Source organism: Shinella sedimenti (genome assembly GCF_022601905.1).
Classification (GTDB): domain Bacteria; phylum Pseudomonadota; class Alphaproteobacteria; order Rhizobiales; family Rhizobiaceae; genus Shinella; species Shinella sedimenti.
Window position 1 is genome coordinate 111,926 of record NZ_JAKVIN010000001.1, and the last position, 23,451, is coordinate 135,376.

At 61.3% G+C, this 23,451-nt stretch carries 23 protein-coding genes; 12 read left to right on the forward strand and 11 right to left on the reverse strand.

Translation table 11 applies throughout. The features are described 5' to 3' along the window. Nucleotides 1–358: 358 nt before the first annotated feature. Nucleotides 359–1,849: an NAD(P)H-hydrate dehydratase gene (locus MKI86_RS00545; RefSeq protein WP_241595753.1), complete on the forward strand. Its 1,491-nt coding sequence runs from the start codon at nucleotides 359–361 to the stop codon at nucleotides 1,847–1,849. A 61-nt stretch (nucleotides 1,850–1,910) separates the two neighbouring features. Here MKI86_RS00545 and MKI86_RS00550 read toward each other — a convergent pair whose 3' ends face one another. Beyond that, nucleotides 1,911–2,723 carry a DUF72 domain-containing protein gene (locus tag MKI86_RS00550; protein ID WP_241595757.1) on the reverse strand — a complete coding sequence of 271 codons (813 nt, stop codon included), beginning with the start codon at nucleotides 2,721–2,723 and terminating at the stop codon, nucleotides 1,911–1,913. A gap of 19 nt (nucleotides 2,724–2,742) precedes the next feature. Further along, nucleotides 2,743–5,661, reverse strand: a complete 2,919-nt coding sequence (uvrA, locus tag MKI86_RS00555) for an excinuclease ABC subunit UvrA (protein ID WP_241595760.1) — start codon at nucleotides 5,659–5,661, stop codon at nucleotides 2,743–2,745. Nucleotides 5,662–5,943: 282 nt separating this feature from the next. Here uvrA and MKI86_RS00560 point away from each other — a divergent pair, with 282 nt between their 5' ends. Continuing rightward, entirely contained in the window at nucleotides 5,944–6,492 is a 549-nt protein-coding gene (locus tag MKI86_RS00560) for a single-stranded DNA-binding protein (RefSeq protein WP_241595764.1), read from the forward strand. Nucleotides 6,493–6,581: 89 nt separating this feature from the next. Continuing rightward, a complete protein-coding gene (locus tag MKI86_RS00565) occupies nucleotides 6,582–7,466 on the forward strand; it encodes a restriction endonuclease (protein WP_241595769.1) in 885 nt (294 codons plus the stop codon). Nucleotides 7,467–7,481: 15 nt separating this feature from the next. Here the strand turns inward: MKI86_RS00565 and MKI86_RS00570 are convergent, their stop codons facing one another. Beyond that, complete coding sequence (locus MKI86_RS00570; protein ID WP_241595772.1) at nucleotides 7,482–8,111, reverse strand: MarC family protein; 630 nt, start codon at nucleotides 8,109–8,111, stop codon at nucleotides 7,482–7,484. Nucleotides 8,112–8,349: 238 nt separating this feature from the next. Here MKI86_RS00570 and gyrA point away from each other — a divergent pair, with 238 nt between their 5' ends. Next, a complete protein-coding gene (gyrA, locus tag MKI86_RS00575; protein ID WP_241595775.1) occupies nucleotides 8,350–11,133 on the forward strand; it encodes a DNA gyrase subunit A in 2,784 nt (927 codons plus the stop codon). Between the two features lie 123 nt (nucleotides 11,134–11,256). Here the strand turns inward: gyrA and MKI86_RS00580 are convergent, their stop codons facing one another. Together MKI86_RS00580 and MKI86_RS23775 are read right to left on the reverse strand one after the other, a co-directional pair. Next, on the reverse strand, nucleotides 11,257–11,403 hold the full coding sequence (locus tag MKI86_RS00580) for a hypothetical protein (protein ID WP_241595778.1): 147 nt from the start codon (nucleotides 11,401–11,403) through the stop codon (nucleotides 11,257–11,259). 14 nt (nucleotides 11,404–11,417) lie between these two features. Beyond that, nucleotides 11,418–11,543 (reverse strand): hypothetical protein, encoded by a 126-nt coding sequence (locus MKI86_RS23775; RefSeq protein ID WP_256465721.1) that lies wholly within the window; start codon nucleotides 11,541–11,543, stop codon nucleotides 11,418–11,420. Nucleotides 11,544–11,792: 249 nt separating this feature from the next. On the opposite strand from MKI86_RS23775, the gene coaD reads away from it, so the two are divergent. The 6 genes from coaD to tgt all read left to right on the forward strand — a co-directional run bounded on the left by coaD (nucleotide 11,793) and on the right by tgt (nucleotide 16,203). Continuing rightward, nucleotides 11,793–12,287 (forward strand): pantetheine-phosphate adenylyltransferase, encoded by a 495-nt coding sequence (gene coaD, locus MKI86_RS00585; RefSeq protein ID WP_241595781.1) that lies wholly within the window; start codon nucleotides 11,793–11,795, stop codon nucleotides 12,285–12,287. Nucleotides 12,288–12,320: 33 nt separating this feature from the next. After that, nucleotides 12,321–12,887 carry a peptidylprolyl isomerase gene (locus MKI86_RS00590; protein ID WP_241595784.1) on the forward strand — a complete coding sequence of 189 codons (567 nt, stop codon included), beginning with the start codon at nucleotides 12,321–12,323 and terminating at the stop codon, nucleotides 12,885–12,887. Between the two features lie 81 nt (nucleotides 12,888–12,968). Beyond that, nucleotides 12,969–13,484, forward strand: a complete 516-nt coding sequence (locus tag MKI86_RS00595) for a peptidylprolyl isomerase (protein ID WP_241595786.1) — start codon at nucleotides 12,969–12,971, stop codon at nucleotides 13,482–13,484. Between the two features lie 76 nt (nucleotides 13,485–13,560). After that, on the forward strand, nucleotides 13,561–14,010 hold the full coding sequence (locus MKI86_RS00600) for a DMT family transporter (RefSeq protein ID WP_241595789.1): 450 nt from the start codon (nucleotides 13,561–13,563) through the stop codon (nucleotides 14,008–14,010). A gap of 7 nt (nucleotides 14,011–14,017) precedes the next feature. Beyond that, on the forward strand, nucleotides 14,018–15,076 hold the full coding sequence (gene queA / locus MKI86_RS00605; RefSeq protein WP_241595792.1) for a tRNA preQ1(34) S-adenosylmethionine ribosyltransferase-isomerase QueA: 1,059 nt from the start codon (nucleotides 14,018–14,020) through the stop codon (nucleotides 15,074–15,076). Then, the gene (tgt, locus tag MKI86_RS00610) at nucleotides 15,073–16,203 is read left to right on the forward strand and encodes a tRNA guanosine(34) transglycosylase Tgt (protein WP_241595795.1); all 1,131 of its coding nucleotides are present in this window, start codon (nucleotides 15,073–15,075) and stop codon (nucleotides 16,201–16,203) included. Before queA ends, tgt begins: the two co-directional genes overlap by 4 nt. 12 nt (nucleotides 16,204–16,215) lie before the next feature. On the opposite strand, the gene MKI86_RS00615 is transcribed toward tgt, so the two are convergent. Next, nucleotides 16,216–16,638: a DUF4864 domain-containing protein gene (locus MKI86_RS00615; RefSeq protein ID WP_241595798.1), complete on the reverse strand. Its 423-nt coding sequence runs from the start codon at nucleotides 16,636–16,638 to the stop codon at nucleotides 16,216–16,218. A gap of 292 nt (nucleotides 16,639–16,930) precedes the next feature. Here MKI86_RS00615 and MKI86_RS00620 point away from each other — a divergent pair, with 292 nt between their 5' ends. Further along, complete coding sequence (locus MKI86_RS00620) at nucleotides 16,931–17,329, forward strand: GFA family protein (RefSeq protein WP_241595801.1); 399 nt, start codon at nucleotides 16,931–16,933, stop codon at nucleotides 17,327–17,329. Nucleotides 17,330–17,513: 184 nt separating this feature from the next. Continuing rightward, entirely contained in the window at nucleotides 17,514–18,458 is a 945-nt protein-coding gene (locus MKI86_RS00625) for a phosphoribosylaminoimidazolesuccinocarboxamide synthase (RefSeq protein WP_241597716.1), read from the forward strand. Here MKI86_RS00625 and MKI86_RS00630 read toward each other — a convergent pair. The 5 genes from MKI86_RS00630 to tmk form a co-directional block, all read right to left on the reverse strand. Beyond that, a complete protein-coding gene (locus MKI86_RS00630; RefSeq protein ID WP_241595804.1) occupies nucleotides 18,446–19,273 on the reverse strand; it encodes an MBL fold metallo-hydrolase in 828 nt (275 codons plus the stop codon). The two genes, MKI86_RS00625 and MKI86_RS00630, sit on opposite strands and share 13 nt — an antisense overlap. A 2-nt stretch (nucleotides 19,274–19,275) precedes the next feature. Then, nucleotides 19,276–20,055 carry a TatD family hydrolase gene (locus tag MKI86_RS00635; protein ID WP_241595807.1) on the reverse strand — a complete coding sequence of 260 codons (780 nt, stop codon included), beginning with the start codon at nucleotides 20,053–20,055 and terminating at the stop codon, nucleotides 19,276–19,278. 7 nt (nucleotides 20,056–20,062) lie between these two features. Then, nucleotides 20,063–21,613 (reverse strand): methionine--tRNA ligase, encoded by a 1,551-nt coding sequence (gene metG / locus MKI86_RS00640; RefSeq protein ID WP_241595810.1) that lies wholly within the window; start codon nucleotides 21,611–21,613, stop codon nucleotides 20,063–20,065. Between the two features lie 79 nt (nucleotides 21,614–21,692). Beyond that, the gene (locus MKI86_RS00645; protein ID WP_241595813.1) at nucleotides 21,693–22,724 is read right to left on the reverse strand and encodes a DNA polymerase III subunit delta'; all 1,032 of its coding nucleotides are present in this window, start codon (nucleotides 22,722–22,724) and stop codon (nucleotides 21,693–21,695) included. After that, entirely contained in the window at nucleotides 22,721–23,404 is a 684-nt protein-coding gene (tmk, locus tag MKI86_RS00650; protein ID WP_241595815.1) for a dTMP kinase, read from the reverse strand. The genes MKI86_RS00645 and tmk overlap by 4 nt, the downstream gene beginning before the upstream one ends. Nucleotides 23,405–23,451 lie beyond the last annotated feature (47 nt).

The window sequence follows — 23,451 nt, forward strand, 5'->3', positions numbered from 1 at the left end:
TGTCTCTCCGCTTCTCCCGTTTGCGCGCGGTTTGCGCCCGCTGCAAACATCCAATGCATGTAGCATGCCAACTTGAGCCAGGATGGGTGCCTAATCCGAAAAATCCCGTTTCCCGACGACCCGGCTCGTCCTCACATCCCAGATGATGCGGCTTTGCAGGTAAAAGGGCTAGTGAAATCTGCCTAAAATTTATCACTTTCCATGGGTGATGAAGGCGCGATATGGCATCGTTGAGCGTGATGGCTTTAAAAGCCGCAAATTTGAGCATCCATTATAGGCATATGCATAAATAATAGTCTCTACGGGAGTTTAAGGCGTCGCTCTTGTCTGGACGACTGTTTTGCAGGCATGGTGGAGCATGCAAAGCCATAAAGAGACATTGCTTCTTACGCCCGAAAACATGGGGCAAGTTGATCGCGCCGCCGCCGCATCCGGTCTTTCAAGCTACGGCCTCATGGAGCGGGCGGGGCAGGCGGTCGCTGCCTGCGCGTTGCGTCGTTTTCCCGGCGCGCTGCGCTTCGTCATCCTTTGCGGACCCGGCAATAACGGCGGAGACGGCTACGTCGTAGCACGCGCGTTGCGTGCGGCCGGCACGGAGATCGCCGTTCATGCTTTGGGCGAACCGGCGGCTCTTCGCGGCGATGCAGCCACCGCCTTCGCGCAGTTTACAGGCTCGGTCGCGCCGCTTGCGGATTATCATCCCCGGAGCGGCGACGTCGTGGTGGATGCCCTGTTCGGGGCTGGGCTGGGGCGGAACCTCGCGGCCGACGTGATCGCGACCATTGAGGCCATCAATGAAAGCGCCGTTCCCGTGCTTGCGGTCGATCTGCCCTCTGGTATCGACGGAAGAACCGGCGCAGTGCGGGGGGCAGCCTTCCAGGCCGCTGCGACCGTCACCTTCATGTGCCGCAAGCCCGGGCATCTCCTCTTGCCGGGCCGAATGATGACAGGTGACTTGGAAATCTTCGACATCGGCATACCCGAACGCATCTTGCTTGCCCAAGGCGGAAAGATCGGGGTGAACGCACCCGCGGCGTGGCGCCATGTTCTGCCGGTCAAGACGGGGGCGGGGCATAAATATGTGCGGGGTCATCTCGCCGTCTTCTCCGGACCTGCCACCGCAACGGGGGCGGGTCGGCTCTCTGCAATGGCCGGGCTCCGTGCAGGCGCCGGGCTCGTCACGCTGTTATCGCCGACCGCAGCATTATCCGCCAATGCCGCTCATCTCACCGCGGTCATGCTGAAGGTGGTCAATGGGGACGGCGACCTCTCGGCCTTGCTGGAGGATGTCCGCCTCAAGACCTTCGTGCTTGGGCCTGGCTTCGGGGATGGAGAACGAGCGCGGCGCTATGCCGATCTTATCGCCTCGGGCGAACGAAGGCTGGTTCTCGATGCCGACGGCATCACGGCTTTTCGCGACGACCCGCAGATGCTTTTCGACCTCTTTGCCGAAGGAGAGCCGCGGCTGGTCCTGACACCGCATGACGGCGAATTCGCCCGGCTGTTTCCCGATCTTGCCGAAGACAGCACGCTTTCGAAGATCGAGAGGGGCCAAAAGGCCGCGGCGCGCAGCAATGGCGTGGTTATCCTCAAGGGCGCGGATACGGTAATCGCCGCACCGGACGGCCGGGCACTCGTTAATGAAAACGCGCCACCATGGCTTGCGACCGCCGGGTCCGGCGACGTGTTGGCCGGTCTCGTCGGCGCGCATCTTGCACAAGGCATGCCGGCGTTCGAGGCGGCCGCCAGCGCGGTCTGGCGCCATGGAGAGGCGGGACGTACGGCCGGCGAGGGGCTGACGGCCGAAACGTTGATCGACGCTCTGGGCGGCGTCGATCACATCATGTGAGCGTTCGCCGGGGGCATGGATGTTCAGGCTTCCGAGCGCTCTATCCCGCGGTACCCGCAAACTATGAGCGCGACTGCGTACGTTTTTGCAATTCGCGCGCGCCGTTCGGCGCATTGACCTTGCCCGACGTGATAAAGAAGGCGAAGACGTCGCGCGGTTTCTTGGCTGGCTTCGTGTCTGGATCGATCTTCGGCAGGTCGGACGGCTCGCCGCCTGCTGACCAATCCTTCAACCGCTCCGCCCACTCGTCCAGTGCCTTTGGCGGATAGCAGGTTTCGACATCGTCGGATCCCTTCTGCAGGCGCGCATAGACAAAATCGGCCGTCACGTCTGCGATTTCAGGATAGTCCGCATGCTGCGCATAGACGATGGCAGCGTTGTACTTGCGCGCCAAGGCAGCAAATTCCGGGTTCATGAAGCTCTCGTTGCGCACTTCTAGCGCATGTTTCAGCGCAAGCCCGTCCTGCTTTTCCGGCAGGAGCTTGAGAAAACCCTCGAAATCCTCCGGTTCGAACTTCTTGGTCGGCGCGAACTGCCAGAGGATCGGGCCGAGATGCTCGCCAAGCTCCGTCAGGCCCTGCGTCAGGAACTTTTCGACGGATTCGCCACCATCGGCCAGAACCTTGCGGTTGGTGGTGAACCGGCTGGCCTTGAGCGAGAAGATGAAACCGTCAGGCACTTCCGACGCCCATTTGGCGAAGGTTTCCGGTTTCTGCGAGCCGTAATAGGTGCCGTTGACCTCGATCGTCGTCAGTTCGCGGCTGGCGAATTCAAGCTGGCGCTTCTTCACCAGTTTTTCCGGGTAGAACGTTCCCTCCCAAGGCTCGAAGGTCCAGCCGCCGATGCCGGTTCTTATCGCGCCGGATGTACTCATCATCGTCCTCCCTTGTCACTCATTCCGCAGCGATCCGCTTGATCGGACGCCTTTCCAGCAACTCTTTCAGGAACTGTCCGGTATAGGAGCGCTCGACCTTCACGACATCCTCCGGCGTACCCTCGGCGATCACTTCACCACCACCATCGCCGCCCTCTGGGCCGAAATCGATGATCCAGTCAGCTGTCTTGATGACCTCGAGATTGTGCTCGATGACGACGACGGAATTGCCCTGATTGACCAGCTCGTGCAGCACTTCCAGCAGTTTTGCCACGTCATGGAAATGCAGGCCCGTCGTCGGCTCGTCGAGAATGTAGAGCGTGCGGCCGGTGGAGCGCTTGGACAGTTCCTTGGCGAGCTTGACGCGTTGCGCCTCGCCGCCCGACAGTGTGTTGGCCTGCTGGCCGACCTTGATATAGCCGAGGCCGACCTGGTTGAGCGTGACCAGCTTGTCGCGCACCGCCGGGACGGCGGCAAAGAACTCGACACCTTCTTCTACCGTCATGTCCAGCACGTCGGCGATGGACTTCCCCTTGAAGGTGACGTCGAGCGTTTCTCGGTTGTAGCGCTTGCCATGGCAGACGTCGCAGGTGACATAGACGTCGGGCAGGAAGTGCATCTCGATCTTGATGACGCCGTCGCCCTGGCAGGCCTCGCAGCGACCGCCCTTGACGTTGAAGGAGAAACGCCCCGGCTGGTAGCCACGCGCCTTGGCCTCCGGAAGCCCCGCAAACCAGTCGCGGATCGGCGTGAAGGCGCCGGTATAGGTGGCCGGGTTCGAACGCGGCGTACGGCCGATCGGCGACTGGTCGATATCGATGACCTTGTCTATAAATTCGAAGCCGTCGATACGCTCGTGCTCAGCGGGAATTTCGCGTGCGCCCATGATACGACGGGCTGCGGATTTGTAGAGCGTCTCAATCAGGAAGGTCGACTTGCCACCGCCGGACACGCCTGTGACCGCCGTGAAGACGCCGAGCGGAATGGAGGCCGTGACGTTCTTCAGGTTGTTGGCTTTGGCGCCAACCACCTTGATTTCCTTTTTCTTCTTGGGCTTGCGGCGCTCGCTTGGAACGGCAACGGACAGCTCGCCCGAAAGATACTTTCCGGTGAGCGAGGCCGGGTTGGCGATGACCTCATCCGGCGTGCCCTGTGCAATGACCTGGCCGCCATGGATGCCTGCGGCAGGACCGATATCGACGACATAGTCGGCCGTCAGGATCGCATCCTCGTCATGCTCGACGACGATCATGGTATTGCCGATGTCACGCAAATGCCGAAGCGTATCCAGCAGACGCGCGTTGTCGCGCTGGTGCAGGCCGATCGACGGCTCATCCAGCACGTAAAGCACGCCCGTCAAGCCGGAGCCAATCTGCGAAGCAAGCCGGATGCGCTGGCTTTCGCCGCCCGAAAGCGTGCCGGAATTACGCGACAGCGACAGATATTCCAAGCCGACATCGTTGAGGAAGCGTAGCCGCTCGCGGATTTCCTTGAGGATGCGGACCGCGATTTCGTTCTGCTTGGTGTTCAGATGCTCCGGCAGCGCCTCGAACCAGTCGCGCGCCACGCGGATCGACATGGCCGTCGTCTCGCCGATATGCAGCTTGTTGATCTTGACCGCCAGTGCCTCTGGTTTGAGGCGGAAACCATTGCAGGCCGGGCAGGGGGCGGCCGACATGTAGCGTTCGATCTCTTCGCGTGACCAGGCGGAATCCGTTTCCTTCCAGCGACGCTCAAGGTTCGGCACGATGCCTTCAAAGGTCTTCACGGTCTTGTAGGAGCGCGCACCGTCCTTGTAGTTGAACTCGATCTTCTCATCCGTGCCGTGCAGGATGGCGTTCTGCGCTTCTTGTGACAGTTCCGACCAGCGGTTGGACAGCTTGAAGCCATAGGCTGCACCGAGCGCTTCCAGCGTCTGGTTGTAATAGGGCGATGAGGACTTGGCCCAAGGCGCGATCGCCCCGTCCTTCAGCGTGCGCTCCGTTTCCGGCACGATAAGATCCGGATCGATCTTCTGCTGGCTGCCAAGACCGTCGCAGGTCGGGCAGGCGCCGAAGGGGTTGTTGAACGAAAAGAGCCGTGGCTCGATTTCCGGAATGGTGAAGCCGGAGACCGGGCAAGCGAACTTTTCCGAAAACAGGACACGCTCATGCGTGTCGTTGAGTGACTTGTTGGCAGAGCCGCCGGCCGAGGTTTCCTCAGGCGGTAGCGGCTTGTCGGCGAATTCCGCGATGGCGAGGCCATCGGCAAGCTTCAGGCACGTCTCAAGGCTGTCGGCAAGGCGTGAGGCGAGATCAGGGCGCACGACGACGCGGTCGACAACGACATCGATGTCATGCTTGTACTTCTTGTCGAGAGCCGGCACCTCGGCGATCTCGTAGAACTGGCCATCCACCTTGACGCGTTGGAAGCCCTTCTTCATGAGCTCGGCGAGTTCCTTCTTATATTCGCCCTTGCGACCGCGCACGATCGGCGCGAGGATATAAAGGCGGGTGCCCTCGCCGAAATCGATAACCCGGTCGACCATCTGACTGACCGTTTGGCTTTCGATCGGCAGGCCGGTGGCCGGGGAATAGGGCACACCGACACGCGCGAAAAGCAGGCGCATGTAGTCGTAAATCTCGGTGACCGTGCCCACGGTCGAGCGCGGATTCTTCGAGGTCGTTTTCTGCTCGATGGAGATGGCCGGCGACAGGCCGTCGATCTGGTCGACGTCCGGCTTCTGCATCATCTCGAGGAACTGGCGCGCATAGGCCGAGAGGCTCTCGACATAGCGGCGCTGGCCCTCGGCATAGATCGTGTCGAAGGCGAGCGACGACTTGCCCGAGCCGGAAAGCCCGGTCATGACGATCAACTTGTTGCGCGGTAGGTCGAGATCGACGCCCTTGAGATTGTGCTCGCGCGCGCCGCGTATGGAAATGGTCTTGAGTTCGCTCATGGTATCCAGCGTCAGAAGTCGTTGCGCATTCAGGAAAGGTCGGCTTCTATGTAGGGATTGGCAGCCGCGTGTCCATGCGCCCTCGAGAAGATTCCGTGCCCGTTTCCGATTCGGTTGACAAGAGTGTAGGGAATTAATAGAACAAAAAAAGAACAAAAATGCGCAATCTGTGGATTGTCGCTTGCGTGGGGCGCGCTGGCGCGCTCCAGTCGATAAGGTATCGTCGATCTAGTGACAAATGCCGGGTGCCCTTCGCCCGGCGCGACAACGGGAAATACGGGTATGGCTGGAAGCGTCAACAAGGTTATCTTGATCGGGAACGTCGGTGCGGACCCGGAAATCCGGCGCACGCAGGACGGGCGGCCGATCGCCAACCTGCGCATCGCCACGTCCGAAACCTGGCGTGACCGCAACAGCGGCGAGCGCCGCGAAAAGACGGAATGGCACAATGTCGTCGTCTTCAACGAAGGCCTATGCAAGGTCGTCGAGCAGTATGTGAAGAAGGGCGCGAAGCTCTATATCGAAGGCGCGCTGCAGACACGCAAGTGGCAGGACCAGACGGGTAATGACCGCTACTCGACGGAAGTGGTGCTGCAGGGCTTTGGCTCCACCCTGACAATGCTGGACGGCCGTGGCGAAGGCGGCGGTGCAAGCCGCGGCGGCGATTTCGGCGGCAGCAGCAATTTCGGCGGCGCCAGCGGCGGCCAGGGCTATGACGACTACGGTTCGCGTCCGGCATCCGGCGGCGCGGCTGGCGGTGGCGGCGGCAGCAGCAGCCGTTCGGGTGGCGGTTCGCTTTCTCGCGACATGGATGATGACATCCCATTCTAAGCAAATTACCTTGGCTCCCGGGGATTACGAGGGGGCTGCGGTCTGACGTCAAGGTTGACGGCGCCCATTCGTGAGAGGAGGGCGCCGTTTTGAGTCTTCTTAAAGGTGCAGTACGTTTTGTATTGCTGACACTCGCGATCGGTCTTTTCGGAAGCCTGATCGCGGCCATGGACGTGCCGGCCGGTCGGACGCCCGGACTGACCGCCTTGGGTATTATTGGCGCGATCATCATTTTGCTCAGCCCTTTTCTCGCCGCGACCTGGATGTGGCGGCGACGCAGCATAGCGAAGGCACGAGACGCGTCGATGCGCATGGCCGCGCTCGCGCAAGAGCAGGAATACCAGCACAACCTTCTGCGGCGGCGATCCATCGAACACCAGAGGTTGATCGATGCGGTGGACAAGCACTTCAGTGCGCTAAACCGCAATCTCGCGCTCGCCATCAGGACCAACGATTACGGCGCTGTCGTCAAGGACACGACCGACGAGGCGCTCGTCGAGTTTTTTGCCAGCGTTGCGCTCGACAGTGCGCTGTTTTCTTTCGAGGAAGCAAAGGCGCTGGTTTTTGAACAGCTCAACATCCGCAGGCGTGCACAAGCGGCCACAGGATTCGACGCCGACACTCTTCCAGGCGACGGGCACAACTTCGAACAGTGGGTAGCCCATTCACTCACCCGGTTCGGTTGGAAGGCTGAGGTGACACGCGGCTCCGGCGACCAGGGACTGGACGTCATAGCCGAGAAAGCGGGCAGGCGTCTCGGTTTGCAATGCAAGCTTTATGGAAGCCCTGTCGGCAACAAGGCGGTGCAGGAGGCCCATGCAGGCATGGTCTATTACGGTGTTGATGCCGCGGGAGTCCTCACCAACGCCAGCTTCACGCCTAGCGCCAACGCATTGGCTATGATGACGGGTGTAAAGCTTTTCTCACAACACGACATCCCTGACCTTTTCGAGAAAACATTCGGCGCGCGATAGCGCTGACTGTGCCTCTCAGAGAATAAACACCGATTTCACACCATCGACCACGAACTGCACGGCCAGTGCAGCAAGGATCACGCCAAGCAAGCGGGTGAGGATGGCGCGGCCGGTGTTACCGAGGAAGCGATCGATGCGGTCGGCGATGACGAGGGCGAGGAAGAGAATGGCGATGCAAAGCGCCAGAACGCCGATAAGGGCGGTACGCTCCAGCGCCGACGGAAACGAGCCGGACAGCAGGATCGTCGCGGAAATGGCGCCGGGGCCGGCAATCAGTGGCAAGGCAAGCGGGAAGACGGCGATGTTATGGATATGGTCGCGGGTGATTGCCACCTCGCTGGTCTTTTCCTTCCGCTCGTTGCGGCGTTCGAAGATCATCTCGAAAGCGATCCAGAAGAGCAGCAGGCCGCCGGCGATGCGGAAGGCGCCGATGGAGATGCCGAGCAGCGAGAGCACGCTCGATCCGGTGACGGCGAAGACGGCCAGGATGCAGAAGGCGATCAGCGAGCCGCGCAGCGCCACCTGCTTGCGCTGTGCGCGCGTCATGCCGACGGTGAGCCCGAGAAAAATCGGCGCAAGGCCGGGCGGATCGATGGTGACGAGCAGCGTCGTGATCGCGTTGATCACCGTGTCTGTGGTGAGCATCCGGTCATTCCCCTCGCCGTTGCGCGGCCGTTTCACGAAGCCTTATAGAGACATTGTTAGGCGAGGGCGCCGCATAAGGGAAGGGCGCGCGCAAAGCTGCGCCCGCGCGGCCATGAAAATGCGCAAATTCGCGGATTTCCTGGGAAAAGGCTGTTCACAACCCTTCGCAAAATTGGCGCTTATGGCGCCGGTAGGCTATAAAATTACATCTGATTCTGAACAACGATCGTGACCGAAATTGACAGAACAAACGACACCCGGCGGCAAGAACCCTCCCGGCATTGAGCCGATTTCCATCATCGAGGAAATGCAGCGGTCCTATCTCGATTACGCTATGAGCGTGATCGTGTCCCGTGCGCTGCCGGATGTGCGCGATGGTCTCAAGCCCGTGCACCGGCGCATCCTCTACTCGATGAGCGAGATGGGCGTCGACTGGAACAAGAAGTACGTGAAGTCGGCACGCGTCACCGGTGACGTGATGGGTAAATACCATCCGCACGGCGACTCGGCGATCTACGACGCCTTGGCGCGTATGGCGCAGGACTGGTCGCTCCGCCTGCCGCTGATCGACGGCCAGGGGAATTTCGGTTCCATCGATGGCGACCCGCCGGCAGCCCAGCGCTATACGGAATGCCGCCTGGAAAAGGCCGCCCACTCGCTGCTCGACGATCTCGACAAGGAGACCGTCAACTTCCGCGACAACTACGACGGCACGATGAGCGAGCCGGTTGTCGTTCCCGCCAAGTTCCCGAACCTTCTGGTCAACGGCGCGGGCGGCATTGCCGTGGGCATGGCGACGAACATCCCGCCGCACAACCTTGCGGAAGTCATCAACGGCTGTATCGCGCTGATTGACAATCCCGCGATCGATCTCATCGAGCTAATGCAGCATATTCCGGGTCCGGATTTCCCGACCGGCGCGCTGATCCTCGGTCGTTCCGGCATCCGGCAGGCCTATGAGACCGGCCGCGGTTCCGTCGTCATGCGCGGCCGCGCCACCATTGAGCCGATGCGCGGTGACCGCGAGCAGATCATCATCACCGAAGTTCCCTTCCAGGTGAACAAGGCGACGATGATCGAAAAGATGGCCGAGCTGGTGCGCGACAAGCGTATCGAGGGCATTTCGGATCTTCGCGACGAGTCAGACCGCGACGGCTACCGTGTCGTCATCGAGCTGAAGCGTGATGCCAATGCCGACGTCATTCTCAACCAGCTTTACCGCTACACGCCGCTGCAGACCTCCTTCGGCTGCAACATGGTGGCGCTGAACGGCGGCAAGCCGGAGCAGATGACGCTGCTGGACATGCTGCGCGCCTTCGTCGCCTTCCGCGAGGAAGTCGTCAGCCGCCGCACGAAATATCTGCTGCGCAAGGCGCGCGACCGCGCCCATGTCTTGGTCGGTCTTGCAATCGCGGTTGCCAATATCGACGAGGTGATCGCCCTCATCCGCCGCGCGCCCGATCCGCAGACGGCGCGTGAGCAGTTGATGCAGCGCCGCTGGCCGGCGAAGGACGTCGACGTGCTGATCAAGCTCATCGACGACCCGCGTCACCGCATTAACGAGGACCTGACCTACAATCTCTCGGAGGAGCAGGCCCGCGCCATCCTCGAACTGCGTCTTGCCCGCCTGACGGCGCTCGGCCGCGACGAAATCGACGAGGAACTCAACAAGATCGGCGAGGAGATCAAGGATTACCTCGATATCCTGTCGTCGCGCGTTCGCATCATGACGATCGTCAAGGACGAACTCGGCGCCATCAGGGACGAGTTCGGCACGCCGCGCCGCACGGAGATCACCGAAGGTGGTCCCGACATGGACGACGAGGACCTGATCGCCCGCGAGGACATGGTGGTCACCGTCTCGCATGCCGGTTACGTCAAGCGCGTGCCGCTGGCGACCTATCGCGCGCAGCGCCGCGGCGGCAAGGGCCGCTCCGGCATGGCCATGAAGGACGAGGATTTCGCAACCCGTCTGTTCGTCGCCAATACGCACACGCCCGTCCTGTTCTTCTCCTCGCGTGGCATCGTCTACAAGGAGAAGGTCTGGCGCCTGCCGATCGGCACGCCGCAGTCCAAGGGCAAGGCGCTCATCAACATGCTGCCGATCGAGCCCGGCGAGCGCATCACCACCATCATGCCGCTGCCGGAAGACGAGACGACGTGGGAAAACCTCGACGTCATGTTCTCGACGACACGCGGAACGGTGCGCCGCAACAAGCTTTCTGACTTCGTCCAGGTCAACCGCAACGGCAAGATCGCGATGAAGCTCGAGGAAGAGGGCGACGAGATCCTCAATGTCGAAACCTGCACCGACCGCGACGACGTGTTGCTGACGACCGCGCTCGGTCAGTGCATCCGCTTCCCGGTTGATGACGTGCGCGTCTTCGCAGGCCGCAATTCGGTCGGCGTGCGCGGGATCAATCTGGGTGCTGGCGACCGCATCATCTCGATGACGATCGTCAACCATGTCGATGCCGAGCCGTGGCAACGTGCCGCCTATCTCAAGCGTTCCGCAGCAGAACGCCGCGCGAGTGGCGTCGATGAGGAGGATATTGCGCTGGTCGGCGAGGAGGTCGGCGAAATCGGTGACCTCACCGAAGATAAGTATCAGGAACTTAAGGCTCGCGAGCAGTTCATCCTTACCGTTTCGCAGAAGGGCTTCGGCAAGCGGTCGTCTTCCTATGACTTCCGCACTTCCGGCCGCGGTGGCAAGGGTATTCGTGCCACGGACACTTCCAAGACCAACGAGATCGGCGAACTCGTCGCGGCCTTCCCGGTCGAGGAAACGAACCAGCTGATGCTTGTCTCCGACGGTGGCCAGCTGATACGTGTGCCGGTCAACGGTATCCGTATCGCCAGCCGCGCCACGAAGGGCGTTACGATCTTCTCCACGGCCAAGGACGAGAAGGTTGTCTCCGTGGAACGCATCAGCGAGCCGGAAGGTGACGACGAGGCTGACATCGACGGCGAAGCTGCTGTCGTGGATGTCGAGATCGAAGCTGGTGGCGAGGGCGAGGCATAAGCCTCCCCAATACAGCGACGAAAACGTGAAAAAGCCGGACGGGCAGGGAACGACCGTCCGGCTTTTCAATGTCGGCGGGCGGCCTGGAGGAAAGCCACCCGCACTAACGGCGGCAAAGGGGCGCTACACGCCGAAGCCGCCTGCTTCTGTTTTCAGCCTTGCGGCCTTCAACTCTGCACGGTCCCGCTTCAGATCGAGGATCGTGCGAGAAAAGTCGAATGTGAACACCACGCTGATGAAGAGCGTAGCGAAAATCGTCAGCAACGCCATTGTCAGATCCCCGCTCAACGCAGCCACTTGCCGCGGCCCGCACCTTCGGCAGCTGCCGGGCGATCCTGTTCGCGAAGGGCGTGGAAAGCCGCAACGCTGAGCGCGATGAACATGGTCATGCAAAGTAGAGCGAGTGCCATCTTGGTGTCCCTTTCCGTTTAAGGAAACGCAATGCTTCATTCACTTCATTCGGTCGGTAAAATGCCCCGCGACGACTTTTGTTCCCGACCCTATGCTGTCATTTAGACATGGTGTGCCTGAAATGACCTTGAACGGGCCATTCATGTGCTGTTCATGATCTCGGCAGGGGATAGGCGCGGGTGCGTCAGGCCGCACCCTTGCGGATCACCGCCGTCCGTGACAAAAGGCGGGCAAACGGGACCTCGCCGATGACAGTCGCCTTTTATCCTGGCTCTTTCGATCCGTTCACAAACGGCCACATCGACGTACTCGTGCAGGCGCTGAACGTCGCATCCAAACTTGTCGTTGCGATCGGCGTACACCCCGGTAAGACGCCGCTTTTTTCCTTCGAGGAGCGCGCCGACCTTATTCAGCGATCGATCGCCGATGCGCTGCCGGCGCGGGCAGGGGATGTCAGTGTCGTTTCGTTTTCCAATCTGGTTGTGGATGCCGCACGGTCGCATGGCGCGCGGTTGCTGATCCGCGGCCTGCGAGATGGAACGGATCTCGATTATGAAATGCAGATGGCCGGCATGAACCGGCAAATGGCGCCCGATGTGCAGACGGTGTTTCTGCCCGCCGGCGTCGCCTCGCGGCCCATTACCGCCACATTGGTCCGCCAGATCGCGGCCATGGGCGGCGATGTCAGTGCTTTCGTTCCGGCGCCCGTCTTTGCGGCCCTCAAGGCCCGCCACAAGGGCTGAGCCCATTATCCTGAACCCATCAAGGGAGCTATCATGAACATTCTCCGCACCGCCTTTGCAGGCGCCCTGTTCCTGGCGACAGCGACCGGCGCCTTCGTGGCCCAGGCCGCCGACTTCATCACGATCCAGCTCAAGGACGGGCCCGTCGTCATCGAACTGAACGACAAGGCGCCGAAGCACGCCGAGCGCATCAAGGCGCTGGCTGCCGCCGGCGAGTACGACAACGTCGCCTTCCATCGCGTGATCGACGGCTTCATGGCCCAGACGGGTGACGTGCAGTACGGCGATATGGAGAACGGCTTCCAGCCCCAGGCAGCCGGTACGGGCGGTTCCAGCCAGCCGGACCTGCCGGCCGAGTTCTCGGATATCCCGTTCGAGCGCGGCACGGTCGGTATGGCGCGCGCGCAGGATCCGAATTCCGCCAACTCGCAGTTCTTCATCATGTTCGCCCCCGGCGACTTCCTGAACGGCCAGTATACGGTCGTCGGCAAGGTCGTTTCGGGCATGGAGAATGTCGACAAGATCAAGCGCGGCGACGATGCCGATAACGGTTCCGTCACCGACCCTGACCGCATGATCAAGGTCACCGTCGGCAAGTAACGGCATTTTTTTGATTTGGTGCCTGTTGTAATCCCGAAGGTAGGACACACCTTTGGGGCAGGCTTTTGAAGGAGAGAGACCATGGCCGAGATCAAGGATCCGGAAAACACCATCATCATGGAAACCACGAAGGGCAAGGTGGTCATCCAGCTGCTTCCGGACCTTGCACCGGGCCATGTGGCACGCGTCAAGGAACTGACGCGCGAAGGCGCCTATGACGGCGTCGTCTTCCACCGCGTGATCGAGGACTTCATGGCCCAGACAGGCGACGTGCAGTACGGAAAGACGGGCGGCAAGGACTTCAATCCATCGCGCGCCGGCATGGGCGGCTCCGAAAAGCCGGACCTCAAGGCCGAGTTTTCCAACATGAGCCATGTCCGCGGCACCTGCTCCATGGCCCGCTCGCAGATGCCGAACTCCGCCAACTCGCAGTTCTTCATCTGCTTCACCGATGCTCCCTGGCTTAACAAGCAGTACTCCGTCTGGGGCCAGGTCATCGAGGGCATGGACAATATCGACAAGATCAAGCGCGGCGAGCCCGTGCGCGATCCCGATACCATCGTTTCGATGAAGGTTGCCGCCGACGTAGCGGCCTGATAGAAACCGATCGTTTTCGACCGCGCCCGCCCCGGCGGGCGCGGTTTTGTTTGTTCGCTTTTCAAGGACCGGCGATATGGCTGCTTTCCTCTGGGCGCTGCTCGGCATCGCGGCCGGCGCATGCATCGCAATTCAGGCGCCGATCAATGCCATGCTTGGACGTGGCCTCGGCATGCCGGTCGCAGCCGCATGCGTTTCCTTCCTGTCGGGCGCTGCCATCCTCGCGCTTGTCGTTCTGCTGACGTCCGCATTTGAAGCACGTTCACCGGATTGGCGCGGCCCGGACCTCTGGCTCTACATCGCCGGCGGCGCGTTGGGCACGGTCTATGTCACAACGGCGATCTTTCTCACACCGCGTATCGGCGCGGCGGCCGTCATGGCTTTTGCCGTATCCGGCCAGCTTCTTGCCGGCATCCTGCTTGATCGTATCGGTTTCCTCGGCATGGCCGTGCGCGAAGTCTCGGTGGGGCGCATCAGCGGCGCCGTTCTGCTCGTTGCGGGCGCCCTGATGATCCGCTTCCTCTGAGAAAGCCATGCGCGTCGACCTTTTCGATTTCGATCTGCCGGAAGAAAACATCGCGTTGCGCCCGGTCACGCCACGCGAGTCGGCAAAGCTGCTTGTGGTGCGTCCTGGCACGCAGTCGCCCTACGACGATTTCACCGTCGGCGATCTGCCGTCGCTGCTCAGGGCAGGGGATGCGCTTGTTTTCAACGATACGCGCGTCATCCCCGCCCAGCTGGAAGGCATCCGCCATCGGGAGGGCGCCGGCGGACAGGCTGTGTCGGCCACCCTGCACATGCGCATCGCCGGCGACCGCTGGAAGGCATTTGCCAAGCCCGGCAAACGCATCAAGCCGGGCGACCGCATCGCCTTCGGCACGCTCTGGGCGACCGTGGAAAACAAGGGCGAGGGCGGCGAGGTCACGCTGCATTTCGATGCGTCCGGCCCTGAACTCGACCGCGCCATCGCGACCGTCGGCCATATTCCTCTACCGCCCTACATTGCCTCCAAGCGCGCCGAAGACGAGGCGGACCGCAAGGATTACCAGACGATCTATGCCCGCGAGGAGGGCGCCGTGGCTGCGCCCACCGCCGGCTTGCACTTCACCGACGCGCTGTTCGAAAAGCTCGACGCGCTCGGCGTCGACAGGCATTTTGTGACGCTGCATGTCGGGGCCGGCACCTTTCTGCCGGTCAAGGCCGACGACACGACCAAGCATGTCATGCATGAAGAGATCGGTTACGTCTCCGAGGAGACCGCCGCGGCTCTGAATGCCGTAAAGGCGAGGGGCGGCCGCATCGTCTCCGTGGGCACGACCTCGCTTCGCCTGCTGGAAAGTGCTGCCGACGAAGACGGCACGATCAAGCCATGGTCCGGTGCGACGGGTATTTTCATCACGCCGGGCTACCGCTTCCGCACGGCCGATATCCTGATGACGAACTTCCATCTGCCGAAATCGACGCTTTTCATGCTCGTTTCGGCCTTTTCCGGTCTGGAGACGATGCGCGGCGCCTATGCGCATGCGATTTCGACCGGCTACCGTTTTTATTCCTACGGCGATTCCAGCCTGCTTTTCCGGGACGACGCATGACCGAAACCTTCCAGTTCAAGCTTCTCGCCACGGATGGCAAGGCCCGTCGCGGTGAGGTTTCGATGCCGCGCGGCACCATTCGCACACCCGCCTTCATGCCGGTCGGCACGGTCGGCACGGTCAAGGCTATGTATCTGGACCAGGTCCGCGACCTGGGCGCGGATATCATTCTCGGCAACACCTATCACCTGATGCTGCGGCCAGGCCCGGAGCGTGTCGCGCGCCTGGGCGGCCTGCACGACCTCATCCGCTGGCCACACCCGATCCTTACCGACAGTGGCGGCTTCCAGGTCATGTCGCTCTCAGGCCTGCGCAAGCTCGACGAGCAGGGCGTGACGTTCAAGAGCCATGTGGACGGTGCGCTGCACCACATGTCGCCGGAACGCTCCATCGAAATCCAGGGCCTGCTCGACAGCGATATCCAGATGCAGCTCGACGAATGCGTGGCGCTGCCGGCATCGCCCACGGAAATCGAACGCGCCATGGAAATGTCGCTGCGCTGGGCCGAGCGCTGCAAGGTGGCCTTCGGCGACCAGCCCGGCAAGGCCATGTTCGGCATCGTGCAGGGTGGCGATATCCCGCATCTGCGTGTGCGCTCCGCCCAGGCGCTCGCGGGGCTGGATCTCAAGGGCTATGCCATCGGCGGCCTTGCGGTGGGCGAGCCGCAGGACGTCATGCTCGACATGATCGACACGACCATCCCACACATGCCCTTCGAAAAGCCGCGTTACCTGATGGGCGTGGGCACACCCGACGATATGCTCAAATCCGTCGCACGCGGCATCGACATGTTCGACTGCGTGATGCCGACCCGCTCGGGCCGCCATGGTCTGGCCTTCACCCGACGCGGCCGCATCAACTTGCGCAACGCCCGCCATGCCGAGGACACGCGTCCGCTGGACGAAGAATCGAACTGCCCGGCGGCCCGTGATTATTCGCGCGCCTATCTGCATCACCTCATTCGCGCCAACGAATCCCTCGGCGGCATGCTGCTGACGTGGAATAATCTCTCGTATTATCAGGACTTGATGGCCGGCATCCGAAAGGCGATCGAGGCGGGGCGTTTCGCCGACTTCATGGCCGAGACGCAGGAGAACTGGGCGAGGGGCGATGTCGCCCCGCTCTGACTGCCCGCGCTTTCAGATTTCAGGCCCTGGCGCCGAGCGCACGATATGCACGCCGTTGATTCTATAGCTGCCGTCCGGTTGTCTCAGGAGCTGGTAGAGTGCCGTCCAGTCCTTGCCGTCAGGCCCTGATATCAACACCTCCTGCACCACCATGTCGCCAACGATCTTCGATCGACCGAACGCAAAGTTGCCGGCGCGATAAACGGGTGCATAGCTCTTCCTGACCATGTCGAAGAAGGCGTCCTCGGTTGCGAATTTCTCGCGGATGGCCGGCGAGGCGAAAGCGTATGCGGTTGCCGCATCGTCATCCAGGAACGCCGCAATCTGGCTTTCGATGATACTCTGGACCGTATCCAGCGGCTCGGCTGCCACGGCAGCTGACGACCAGAGCAAGGGCGAATAGAGACACAGGAATATGGCGGCAGGACACCTCATGGCACGCTCCTCACTCCGATTTTGAGGCAGAATACCCTGTTTCCTTACAAAAATCTGAAGAGAAAACCGAAAATTCCACTGATGCTGACATGCTAGTTTTTATTTTATATTTCAATATATTATGAGATAATTTTAATCTAATTATCTCATTCCCCGCGATGTAAACAGATGAATTTTAGCCTATGAATATGACCGCCCCTATGTCGGCTCTTCCAAGAGAAATAGTCCATGCGGCGCCGGATGAATTGGCCTAGGCTTGTCGGGGTATAACGACGGGAGTGGAGGTCGAAACATGCAGCGGCTCATGGGTGGTTGTCTTTGCGGTGCCGTCCGTATCGAGGCGGTGGGACAGCCGTATCGCGTCGGCCTGTGTCATTGCATGGACTGCCGCAAGCACCATGGCGCGCTGTTCCATGCATCGGCGATCTTTGATGAGGAGGCGGTGACGGTGCAGGGTGAGACACAGGACTATCAGGGCCGCTTCTTCTGTCCGCGTTGCGGTTCGTCCGTATTCTCACGCAGCGAAGACGAGATCGAAGTGAACCTGGGCTCGCTTGACGCACCGGACCAGTTCGCACCGAGCTACGAACTCTGGACCATCCGCCGCGAGTCCTGGTTACCGCCATTTCCTGTGAAGAAACACTACGAACGTGACAGGGATAACGAGGGGCGTTTCGAGGACGACGAGTAAGGCAAATCGGTGGGTTCGGTTCAGTCCATACGAAAATCACATAAGATAGATTATGGAACTAATCTCTCGACGAAATACGCCAAAGGCGCTGGAAAATCGGTTTCCGCCTTGACCCGGAACCTCTCCCAGCCTTAAGCGAAACGGCAGACGGAACCAACAGCGAAAGCCTTCATCCATGAGCGATTTGCGCATTCTCTCCGACGCCTACATTCCGGAATTGCCGAACCGCTACAATGGCAAGGTTCGCGAGAATTACGATCTGCCGGATGGCAGCCGTATCATTATCGCGACGGACAGGCTCAGCGCATTCGACGTCATCCTGACGGCCATTCCGTTCAAGGGCCAGGTCCTGACGCAGACAGCGCGCTACTGGTTCGAGGAAACCGCCGATATCTGCCCGAACCACGTCCAGTCCTATCCGGACCCGAATGTCGTGATCGGCACGCGGCTCGACATCCTGCCGGTGGAGATCGTGGTGCGTGGCTATCTTGCCGGGACGACCAGCACGTCGATCCTGACCAAGTATCGCAAGGGCGAGCGTGAGATGTACGGCATTACGCTGCCGGATGGCCTTCGCGACAATGAGAAGCTTCCGGAACCGATCATCACGCCCACCAGCAAGGCCTTCGACGGCGGCCATGATGAGCCGCTGTCGGGCGCGGAAATCCTCGCCCAGGGCCTGCTGACGCCGGACCAGTGGGAAACGGTATCGCGCTATGCGCTGGCGCTCTTTGCACGCGGACAGGCGCGCGCGGCCGAACGCGGACTGATCCTCGTCGATACCAAATATGAGTTCGGCACGGACAAGGACGGCCGTATCGTGCTGGCCGACGAAATCCATACGCCCGATTCCAGTCGCTACTGGATTGCCGACAGTTACGAGAAGAGTTTCGCCTCAGGCGGCCGCCCGGCGAGCTTCGACAAAGATTTTGTGCGCGCCTGGGTCACCGAGCGCTGCGATCCCTACAAGGACGCAATACCGGAGATTCCGCGCGAACTGGTCGAGCAGACATCCAAGGTTTATATCCAGGCCTTTGAACAGATTACTGGAAACACGTTCGTACCCGACCTTTCCGATAACACGGTTCTCGACCGCATCCGTAAGAATCTGGCGCCTTACTTCACCTGATCGTCAGTCAGCGTAATTTCAAAGCTCAGGCCGTCGTAGGCCGGCTCGACGTGATCGGGCGTTTCCCGTTGCACGGTGTCGTAATCGAGCGGCACATGCATGTGTGTCAGGATCGCGCGGGACGGCTTCAACCGATCGATCCATTCCAGCGCCTGGCTGAGTGACAGGTGGCTGGAGTGATAGCGGTACTGCAGCGCGTCGATGATCAGCAAATCAAGGTTCAGCAGACGCGAAACGGTTTCCTCGGAAAAATCGCTGACGTCGGAGCAGTAGGCGACATCGCCGATGCGAAAGCCCAGCGAATGGATCTGCCCGTGCACCTGAAGGTGAGGCCGGAACGTTATGGCACCCCCTCGCCCAGCGATCGTCACCGGCGCGTCCTTCGGCTCAATCAGGTTCTCCGTGATGATCGGCGGATACATGCTGCCGGCGGGCGTTTTCAGGCAATAGCCGAAGCCCTCGCGAATGCGCTCCATGGTCGGCTCATCGGCCCAGATCGGCACTTGGCGGTGGTTCTGGAGCACGAATCCCCTGATGTCATCGATGCCATGAATATGATCGGCGTGAGGATGCGTATAGAGAACGGCATCGATCTCGGCGACGCCGGCTGCGATCATCTGCGTGCGGAAGTCAGGCCCCGTATCGATGACGACGGTCGTCACGCCATGCGGTCCGAACTGCTCAACCAGGAAAGACGCACGCGTGCGGCGGTTTTTCGGGTTCTTCGGATCGCAGGCGCCCCAATCGCCGGTGATGCGCGGCACGCCGGGCGACGAGCCGCAGCCGAGAATGGTGAAGCGCCGACGATAGACCACGGCTACACCCGCGGCATCTTCGAGAAGATGCGGAAGGCGTTCTCGGTCGTTATGCGCGCGATGTCATCGGTGCTCACGCCAATAGTCTCGGCCAGCACCGCTGCCGTGTGCGCGACATAGGCGGGCTCGTTGCGCTTGCCGCGGAATGGTTTTGGCGCAAGGTAGGGAGCGTCGGTTTCCACCAGCATGCGCTCCGGCGGCACGGTCTTGGCGATCTCGCGGATTTCTTCCGACTTCGGGAAAGTCAGGATGCCCGAGAAGGAGACATAGCCGCCCAATTCGACGCCGGCGCGGGCGAGGTCCGGACCGGACGAGAAGCAATGCAGCAGGAACGGGAAAGCGCCTTTTTCCGTTTCCTCCGTCAGGATGGCCACCATGTCATCGTCCGCGGAGCGGCTGTGGATGACGAGCGGCAGGCCGGTTTCGCGGGCAGCGGCAATGTGGTTGCGCAGGCCGGTTGCCTGCGCATCACGCGGCGCGTTATCGTAGAAATAATCGAGGCCCGCCTCCCCGATCGCCACCACGCGCGGATGCCGGGACAACGCTACAAGCTCCGCCACGGTAATATCGAGTTCCTCATCCGCATTGTGCGGATGTGTGCCGACCGAGCAGAACACGCTCGGATAGGTCTCGGCGATCGCAAGTATTTCTGGAAATTTCCGCACCCGCGTCGAGATGGTGATCATCTGCTTCACACCGGCCGCGTGCGCACGCGCGACGATATCGTCGCGCTCCGCCGCAAAGTCCGGAAAGTCCAGATGGCAGTGGGTGTCGATCAACATGGTAGCCTTACGCCTCGGGCGCCACGTAGCGCGGGAAGACCGGGGCCGGTGCTTCCAACGGCGTGCCGCTGACCAGCCGGCCCGCCTCGCCAAGTGCTGCGAAATCGCGCTTGTCGGCGTTCGCACCGACGAGATCCAGCAGCTTCCCGCCCGATTCAGGCATGAAGGGTTGCAGCAGGATTGCGATCTGCCGCACCACTTCCGCCGTCACATAGAGCACGGTGCCCATACGCACGGGATCGGTCTTTTTGAGTGCCCAAGGCGCCTCGCCCGCGAAGTAACGGTCGGCCTCCGAGACGACAGCGATGATCGCAGCCAGCGCCTTGTGAATCTGTTGCTTGCCCATGTCTTCGCGCGTAATGGCATACAGGGCGTCGACGGAGGCGAGCATCCCGCGGTCGGCGTCCGTCAGTTCACCGCATTCCGGCACCTTCCCGTCGCAGTTCTTGACGATCATCGACAGCGAGCGGCTCGCCAGATTGCCGATGCCATTGGCGAGATCCGAATTGATACGGGTCGCAATACCTTCCTCGCTATAGCTTCCGTCCTGGCCGAAGGAGACTTCGCGCAGGAAGAAATAGCGGATAGGATCAAGGCCGAAATGGCTGACGAGGTTGACCGGGTCAACCACATTGCCCAGCGACTTCGACATCTTCTCGCCCTTGTTGAGCAGGAAGCCGTGGGCGAAGACCCGCTCCGGCAACGGCACGCCGGCCGACATCAGGAAAGCCGGCCAGTAGACGGCGTGGAAGCGGATGATGTCTTTGCCGATGATGTGGATGTTCGCCGGCCAGTACTTCGCACGCGGTCCCTCGGGATCGGTCAGGTAACCGGTGGCGGTGATGTAGTTGGTAAGCGCATCCACCCAGACATACATGACATGATCCGGATCGCCCGGAACTGGAATGCCCCAGTCGAAGGTCGTGCGCGACACTGACAGGTCCTTCAGACCGGACTTGACGAAGGAGATGACCTCGTTGCGGCGCTCGGCCGGACCGATGAAGTCGGGGTTGTCCTCGTAGTGCTTCAGAAGGCGATCCTGATAGGCCGAGAGCTTGAAGAAGTAGCTCTCCTCCTCAACCCATTCGACGGGTGTGCCCTGCGGGCCGTAGCGTACGCCGTCGTCACGCTTCTCGGTCTCGCTCTCCTGATAATAGGCTTCGTCCCGGACGGAATACCATCCTGCATAGCCGCCCTTGTAGATGTCGCCACTGGCTTCCATCCGTCGCCAGATCTCGGCGCAGGCTTCGTAATGCCGCTGCTCGGTGGTGCGAATGAAATCATCGTTCGATGCATTAAGAAGAACAGCCATATCCTTGAATTTTTTTGAATTCCGATCCGCCAACTCCCGCGGCGTGATACCTTCCTTCCGTGCGGTCTGCTGCATCTTCTGGCCGTGCTCGTCCGTGCCCGTCAGAAAGAATACATCGCGTCCGTCCAGCCGCTGATAGCGCGCCATGGCATCGGTGGCGATCAGCTCATAGGCATGGCCGATATGCGGCTTGCCGTTCGGATAGGAAATGGCGGTCGTGATGTAGAAGCGGGACGTGTCGGTCATCAAGGCTACGTTCTGTTTTCGGTTGTGCGTTGCCGCAAGGTATTAGACCATGCCGCCGCAGAGGGAAACAGCAAGTTGCTTAAAGCGCCGCCCTGATGTCGTCGAGTACGGTGATGATCGTCTGCTTGCGATCGAGATTGTAGCCCTGCGCGGTGGCGATCCGCTCGCTGAGCTGCGAGGAAAGCTGGGCGAGGCGGTCGGCGCGGGTGATGTCGCCGGCGAGGGCCGCCGCGCGGGCGCTGTCCGTCACGAAATCCGCCGCGTGCTGGCAGAAGAAGGAAAAGACGGTGTCGCTATCTTTCGCCGAAAGCACGTCGGCGAGCTTGTGTACGTCTCGACGCGGTGGCTCCGCAGTCCCACCGACGATGGCACGGAAAGCCTCCACGATATCGAAGCCGCCGTAATTCACCAGCTTCAGTGCCTCAGAAACACTGCCATGAGCGGCGGCGATCAGCGCCCCTGCCCGCTCACCAGACGGTGCGACGGAGAGGCTATCGAGGGCGGAAACGAGATCGGCATCAGACAATGGCGCCAGCGCCAGCGGCATGCAGCGCGACCGGATGGTCGGCAACAGCTTGCCCGGCGCATGGGTCAGGACAAGGAAGAGCGCGCGCTTTGGCGGCTCCTCCAGGATTTTCAGAATGGCGTTGGCAGCGTTCCGATTGAGATCGTCCGCGGGATCGATGATGACGATGCGCCAGTTGCCCGTGCCTGATGTCTGTGCCAGGAATTTTCCGGCCTTGCGCACCTCATCCACGGTGATGGCTGATTTCACCTTGCCGCTTTTCTCGTCAACCGGGCGGGTGAGGTGCAGCAGATTGTGGGAGGAGCCGGCCGCCAGTTGACGGGTGATCGGCGAGGCGAGCGAGGGCGCGGCGAGGTTCTCAGGCGCTAACGACGGCTCGGGGTGATGCAGCACATGGTTGGCGAAGCGAAAGGCGAGCGTCGCTTTGCCGATGCCCTCCTGCCCCTCCATGAGGATGGCGTGGTGGCCCTTGCCTGAGCGATAGGAGCGCGCCAGGAAATCTTCCGCCTCGGCATGGCCGAACAGTTTCGTCTGTTCGGCGGGATGGACTGCCCCATCCAGAATACACGGCCGCTCGTCGCTCACGAAACGTGCTCCGGGTGCGGCCGACGCGCGGCAGTGATAGGCAGCAGCGGCTCGATGATGGCGAGAACGTCCGCAGCAATCGTCTCCTGCGTCCTCGTCGCATCGACGACCCGGCAGCGCAGCGGTTCGCGTTCCGCGATATCGAGGAAGGCCTCGCGCCGCTTCTCGTGGGTCTGCAACTCTTCCTTTTCGAAACGGTCCGGCTGCTCGTTCGGTCCGGCCGCGCGCTTGCGGGCACGCTCGAGGCCGATGGCGGCCGGCAGGTCAAAAATCACCGTACAGTCCGGCATGACGCCATTGACTGCGACCCGCTCCAGCGCCTCGATGAAGGGCTGCTCAAGATTGCCGGTAATGCCCTGATAAACGCGCGAAGAATCCATGAAGCGATCACAGAGCACGACGCTGCCCGCCGCAAGGGCCGGACGGATGACCTGTTCGACATGATCGCTGCGCGCGGCGGCAAACAGGATCGCCTCCATGCGGATGCCGTACGGTTCCGCGGCGCCGGAGAGGAGAACGTGACGCACGGCTTCCGCGCCTTTCGAGCCGCCGGGTTCGCGCGTCGTGAGCACGGTCATGCCGCGCGCACGCAAGGCCTGTGCGAGAAGCTGGATCTGCGTCGACTTCCCGGCGCCCTCGCCGCCTTCGAACGTGACAAACAAACCGGGTGCGGCAGACAAATCCTGTTTCCGTTGCTTTGGCCGCAACGCGGCGTCTTCAGTCGAAA